Source organism: Xanthomonas sp. SHU 166, assembly GCF_000364685.1.
Classification (GTDB): domain Bacteria; phylum Pseudomonadota; class Gammaproteobacteria; order Xanthomonadales; family Xanthomonadaceae; genus Xanthomonas_A; species Xanthomonas_A sontii.
The window spans coordinates 1-5,927 of sequence record NZ_AQOJ01000119.1; the positions used below are offsets into that span (position 1 = coordinate 1).

Annotated in this window: 8 protein-coding genes; 1 reads left to right on the forward strand and 7 read right to left on the reverse strand. The window is 66.7% G+C overall.

Features of this window, described 5'->3' with window-relative positions; genetic code table 11:
- On the reverse strand, window positions 1-182 hold a 182-nt coding region (locus D180_RS24425; protein ID WP_232760333.1), incomplete at its 3' end, for a hypothetical protein.
- A 286-nt stretch (window positions 183-468) separates the two neighbouring features.
- Here D180_RS24425 and D180_RS04815 point away from each other — a divergent pair.
- Window positions 469-813, forward strand: coding sequence for a DUF3301 domain-containing protein (locus tag D180_RS04815; protein WP_017908204.1), 345 nt, complete (start codon window positions 469-471; stop codon window positions 811-813).
- A 280-nt stretch (window positions 814-1,093) separates the two neighbouring features.
- Here the strand turns inward: D180_RS04815 and D180_RS04820 are convergent, their stop codons facing one another.
- The 6 genes from D180_RS04820 to D180_RS04845 all read right to left on the reverse strand — a co-directional run.
- Window positions 1,094-1,525, reverse strand: coding sequence for a ClpXP protease specificity-enhancing factor (locus D180_RS04820; RefSeq protein ID WP_017908205.1), 432 nt, complete (start codon window positions 1,523-1,525; stop codon window positions 1,094-1,096).
- Window positions 1,526-1,598: 73 nt separating this feature from the next.
- Entirely contained in the window at window positions 1,599-2,234 is a 636-nt protein-coding gene (locus tag D180_RS04825) for a glutathione S-transferase N-terminal domain-containing protein (protein ID WP_010342124.1), read from the reverse strand.
- A gap of 170 nt (window positions 2,235-2,404) precedes the next feature.
- Window positions 2,405-3,151: a cytochrome c1 gene (locus tag D180_RS04830; RefSeq protein WP_043090485.1), complete on the reverse strand. Its 747-nt coding sequence runs from the start codon at window positions 3,149-3,151 to the stop codon at window positions 2,405-2,407.
- The gene (locus D180_RS04835; protein WP_017908207.1) at window positions 3,144-4,406 is read right to left on the reverse strand and encodes a cytochrome bc complex cytochrome b subunit; all 1,263 of its coding nucleotides are present in this window, start codon (window positions 4,404-4,406) and stop codon (window positions 3,144-3,146) included. Before D180_RS04835 ends, D180_RS04830 begins: the two co-directional genes overlap by 8 nt.
- A 3-nt stretch (window positions 4,407-4,409) precedes the next feature.
- Window positions 4,410-5,039 carry a ubiquinol-cytochrome c reductase iron-sulfur subunit gene (petA, locus tag D180_RS04840; RefSeq protein ID WP_026143542.1) on the reverse strand — a complete coding sequence of 210 codons (630 nt, stop codon included), beginning with the start codon at window positions 5,037-5,039 and terminating at the stop codon, window positions 4,410-4,412.
- A gap of 146 nt (window positions 5,040-5,185) precedes the next feature.
- Window positions 5,186-5,927 (reverse strand): lytic transglycosylase domain-containing protein (locus tag D180_RS04845; protein WP_017911908.1); only part of this gene is annotated, 742 nt, incomplete at its 5' end.

The window sequence follows — 5,927 nt, forward strand, 5'->3', positions numbered from 1 at the left end:
GCCGCGCCGATGACGGCGCCCGCCGCGCCCGCGGCCAGTACAGTCCCCGGCACGCCCGCCGCCCCACCGGCACCGCCCGCACCACCCACCGGTCCGAACACGCCGGCGGCGGCATCCCCCATACCCAGCGCGACACCAGCAGCGCCGCAACCCACCGCGCCCACCGGCAACCAGGCACCCAAGACCGAACCGCAGTCACAGCCACAGCGCTAAGACGTATTCGTCCAATCGCAACGCCAGGGCGCCTCTCAACACCGGGAGTCCGGCGGACGCACACCGCGCGTCATCAATGCATGCAGGTGGCTCCTTCAGGACCATGGCGGGGACCGGAGGCGTCCGTCAGCCGCTGCACCTTGCTCCAAGACATCTACGAGCAGCGCGCGAGGCGCAGCTCTTGCAAATCCCCATTCCCGAATCCTCAATCCCAGCCCGATTGCCCACCCACCAGCGCCTCGCTACAGTGGCGCCATGCCCAGCCTGATCCTGTTGATGATCGCCGGCGCCGCGGTGTTCGCGTTCTGGAACGCCTCGCGTGCGGCCGCCGAACGCGCCGAAATCCTCGGCCGCAACGCCTGCAAGGCCGCCGACGTGCAGTGGCTGGACCAAAGCGTGCACGGCACCGGCCTGCGCCTGCGGCGCCTGCCCAACGGCTGGCTCGGCTTCGAGCGCAGCTTCCGCTTCGACTATTCCTACGATGGCACCGACCGCCACAGCGGGCGCCTGGTGCTGCTCGGCGATCAGCTGATCGCGTTCACCGGGCCATCGGTCGCCAGCGTGAGCAGCCTGCAGGAAGCCCGCGCGCAGCGCGACTGAGCCGTGCACCACGGCCGCGCACCGATACCGATACCGATACCGATGGCGTGCGGCGTGTCGTGTCGGGCGACAGCGAAGCTGAGTGCGCGGGCGATGCGCATGCCACCTGAAATGGACGGCGAATGCAGAAGCGGCTTCAGCCGCGATGGGCGTTATCGGTAAGCCCGTCGCGGCTGAAGCCGCTCCTACGACAGAACAACGCGGTGCGCGGCGCGCGAATACCGAAAACACCAACGCTTGGGTGGGTGAAGCGCAGCCACCGAGGCCGCGCATCGACTAATTACTTGACCACGCGCAGGCGCGGCCGCTTGCCGGCGTCGTCGGAACCGCCCGGCCGCGGCGGTGGCGGGGTGTCGTCGCCCGGCGGCTCGCTGGCGCCATGGATGTCGTCCGGCAGCGCCATGCCCTGCCCGGTTTCGCGTGCATAGACCGCCAGCACCGCGGACATCGGCACCTGCACCGGGTAGCTGACGCCGCCGAAGCGGGCGGTGAAGCTGACCCCGTCGTTGTCGATCTGCAGACGCACCACGGCGCGCTCGGCGATGTTCAGCACCACCCGCCCGTCCTTGACCGCGCTCGGCGGCACCTGCACGCCGGGCAGGCCCGCATCCACCAGGATGTGCGGGGTCATGCCGTTGTCGTTGATCCATTCCACCAGCGCCCGCAGCAGGTACGGGCGATGGCTGGTCATGCGGGAAGTGTCGTCGCTCATGCGCCCATTCTACGTGCCGGCGCGCAATGCCGGTACAGCTCGGAAGACAATGGAGACGGCGCGGCGGACAGCATCATGCCGGCAGGTCGCGCAGTTTCTTTTCCTGATCGGTCAGGCTGCGGATGAACCCCGGATTGCGGAAGATGCGGTTGCCGTAATCCTCGATCGCCTTGCCGTCCTTCGGCAGCGGGATGTCCAGCGCCTGCAGACGCCAGATGATCGGCGCCATCGCGCAGTCGGCCAAGCTCATCTCCGGATTGAGGAAGAACTTGCTGGCCTTGAACAGCGGCACCGAGGCGGTCAGCAGCTCCTTCAGCCGCTTGCGCCCGGCTTCGGCCTGGGCCTTGTTGCCGAGCTGGATCGCCTGCACCTGCGGCACCCAGTCGTGCTCGATGCGCAGCATCGCCAGGCGCAGGCGCGCGCGCGAAAGCGGATCGACCGGCATCAGCGGCGGATGCGGATAGCGCTCGTCCAGGTACTCGCTGACCACCGAGGCGGCGTACAGCACCAGCTCGCGCTCGACCAGGGTCGGCACCGAGTGGTAGGGATTCAAGTCGATCAGGTCTTCCGGCGGATTCTGCGGATCCACCGCCACGAAATCATAGGTCACGCCCTTGGCCGCGAGCACCAGGCGGACGCGGTGGCACAGGACATCATCCGTGGAGGAAAACAACGTCAAGGTATTTCGCATGCGCAAACTCGCCGCCATTCAAGGCTCTCCGACGGCCGGAATCCGCCGGCCGCATCGACGCCGCCCGCACATTGCGGACGGTCGTCACGGCCCCTGAGTGTGCAACCCTCGCTCACAAAAGCCAATAGGATGAACAGGGGATCGGCTCAGCAACGGTGCAGCCGGGACGCGGCCGAAACGGCCGCGACTCAATGCACGTCCTTCCAGTATTCCTTCTTCAGCAGATACGCCAGGAAGGTCAGCAGCGCCAGGAACAGCACCACCCACACGCCCAGGTTCTGCCGCTTCAGCGCCGCCGGCTCGCCGGCGTATTCGAGGAAATTGCTGATGTCGCGCACCGTCTGGTCGAACTCGGCCGGGCTCTGCTTGCCCGGCGTCGCCAGTTGCAGCCGCTCCACCGGCTTGTCCACGCCCGGCTGCTCGGCCTTGCCGTAGACCGGCTGCTGCAGGCCCTGCAGGTCCCACAGTGGATTGGGCATGGAGGCGTTGGCGAACAGCTTGTTGTTCCAGCCCAGCGGCCGCGACTGGTCGAGATAGAACGACTTGAGGTAGGTGTAGACCCAGTCGGTGCCGCGCACGCGGGCGATCAGGCTCAGGTCCGGCGGCGCCTTGCCGAACCACTTGGTCGCCGCATCGTGCGGCATCGCCGTCTCGATGTGTTCGCCGATCTTGGCGCCGGTGAAGTTGAGGTTGTGCATCACCTCGTCCTCGCTCAGGCCCAGATCCTCGGCCATGCGCTGGTAGCGCAGGTACTTCAGCGAATGGCAGCCGGAACAGTAGTTCATGAACAGCTTGGCGCCGCGCTGCAGCGAGGCGCGGTCGCCCAGGTCGTTGCCGGCCTGCAGGGTGGCGGCACCCTCGGCGGCCATGGCCGAGACGGACAGCAGCAAGGCCGACACGACGCCGGCGAACACAGCGATCAGGCGCTTAGTCATGGCTGCTCACCCGCTCCGGCACCGGCTTGGTTCGATCCAGCGAGGTCCATATCGGCATCGTCAGGAAGAAGGCGAAATACAGCACGGTCAGCACGCGACCGATGTAGGTCTCGATGATCTCGGTGCCGGGGCCGGAACCGATCACGCCGAGCCAGACGAAGCACACCGCAAGAATCCCCAGCATCACCCGCGAGATCCAGCCGCGGTAGCGGATCGACTTGACCTTGGCGCGATCCAGCCACGGCACCAGGAACAGGATCGCGATGGCCGAGAACATCACCAGCACGCCGCCGAGCTTGTTCGGCACCACCCGCAACATGGCGTAGTAAGGGGTGTAGTACCAGACCGGCTTGATGTGCTCCGGCGTCACCAGGCGGTTGGCCTCGGTGAAGTTGTCGTGCTCCAGGAACAGGCCACCGAAGCCGGGCGCGAAGAAGATGATGAAGGCGCCGATCATCAGCAGGAAACCGACGCCGACCAGGTCCTTGACCGTGTAGTACGGATGGAACGGGATGCCGTCAGCCGGCTTGTTCGGGCTCCAGCGATTGCCCTTGGGCCCCTTCTTGATCTCCACGCCGTCGGGATTGTTGGAACCGACCTCGTGCAGCGCGCCCAGGTGCAGCACCACAAGCAGCAGCAGCACCAGCGGCAGGGCGATCACGTGCAGGGCGAAGAAGCGGTTGAGGGTGGCATCGGACGGCAGGTAGTCGCCCATGATCCATTCGGTCAGGCCGTTGCCGATCACCGGGATGGCGCCGAACAGCGAGATGATCACCTTCGCGCCCCAGAACGACATCTGCCCCCAGGGCAGCACGTAGCCCATGAAGGCTTCGGCCATCAGCACCAGGTAGATCAGCATGCCCAGGATCCACACCAGTTCGCGCGGCTTCTTGTAGCTGCCGTACATCAGCCCGCGGAACATGTGCAGGTACACCACGATGAAGAACAGCGAGGCGCCGGTGGAGTGCATGTAGCGGATCAGCCAGCCCCACTCGACGTCGCGCATGATGTACTCGACCGAGTTGAACGCCTCGGCCGCGCTGGTCTTGTAGTGCATCGTCAGGAAGATGCCGGTGACGATCTGGTTGACCAGCACCACCATCGCCAGCGAGCCGAAGTAGTACCAGAGGTTGAAGTTCTTCGGCGCGTAGTACTCGGTGACGTGCTTGCGGTAGAACGGCATCAGCCCGGGAGCGCGCTCGTTGACCCAGTCGAACACGTTGCCCGCGGTGCGGGTGAGGATGTTGTCGGCCATGACTTACGCCCCTCCCTTCGCGGACGCGCTCGGGTCCACGCCGATCACCAGCGTGTTGTCGTCTTGGTAATGGTGCGGCGGCACCAGCAGGTTGATCGGCGCCGGCACGCCCTGGAACACGCGGCCGGACATGTCGAAGCGAGACTTGTGGCAGGGGCAGAAATAGCCGCCCTTCCAGTCGGGGTCGTAGGGTTCGGGGCGGATCTCGGCGACCATTTCCGGCGAGCAACCCAGATGGGTGCACAGGCCGACCAGCACCGAGACGTCGGGCTTGATCGAGCGGTACTCCGGATTCTTCAGCACGTAGTCCGGCTGCTGGTCCTTGTTGGTGGACTCCGGATCCTTGAGCCGGCTGTCCAGCGACGGCAACGCATCGAGCATCGCCTTGGAGCGCTTGACGATCCAGATCGGCTGGCCGCGCCATTCCAGGATCAGGCGCTGCCCTTCCTGCAGGGCGCTGATGTCGGCGGTGACCGGCGCGCCGGCCAGCTTGGCCTTTGCGCTCGGATTCCAGGACTTGATGAAAGGAACCGCGACGAACCCCGCACCGACCGCGCCCACGACGGACGTGGTGGCGGTGAGAAAGCGGCGGCGTCCTACATTTACAGAATCGTTGACCCCATCGTTGGCCATCCGGCACTCCGATCTGTGATTGGGTAGCGTGAGGCTGCCAGCAGCTCGGTGGGGGTCGAGCCGCACTGAATCCACTGCAGTGTAGCGGAACCCTTAACGCGCCGACAATGGACGCGCAACGCCTCCTGCCGGGCCGCGGCGACGGCTCAATGCGCGGTCGCCAGCACGCCGCGGTAGCGCTCGGCGAGCACGCCCACCCGCTGCACATAGCGTTGGGTCTCGCTGTACGGCGGCACCCCGCCGTGTTTGTCTACCGCGCCTTCGCCGGCGTTGTAGCCGGCCGCGGCCAGGCTGAGGTTGCCGTTGAAGCGCTTCAGCAGCCACGCCAGGTACTGCACGCCGCCGCGAATGTTTTGCGCTGCATCAAACGAATCGCTGACGCCGAAGCGGCGCGCGGTCGGCGGCATCAGCTGCATCAGCCCCTGCGCACCGGCGCGGCTGAGGGCCGTCGGGTTGTAAGCGGACTCGGCGTGGATGATGGCGCGCACCACCGCTTCGTCGACACCGTACTCGCGCGCGGCGGCGGCGATCTCGCTCTGGTAGGCGGTGGTGTTCAGGCGCACCGCACCGAAGTTGACCCCCGAGTTGGCGCAGGCATAGCAGGTTTCCATGAAGCTGTAGCGGATCGTGCGCACCGCGCCGAGATTGGCGACCTGGGTCGGACGCGCACTGGTGTAGTGGCGCACGCCGTCCTTCATGTACGAATACAGCTGACCGCTGACCAGACGCCGTGGCGCGCCACTGCTGCTGGGCGACACCGGGGCAACCCGGTTGGGCACGGCGTTGGCGGTCACCGGGGCCGGGGCGGCGACCGGCGCGCTGATCAGGGTGGCCGGCGCCACGGTGCCGGCGCTGGCGATGACGCCGCGGCTGGGCGGCCGCTCGGTG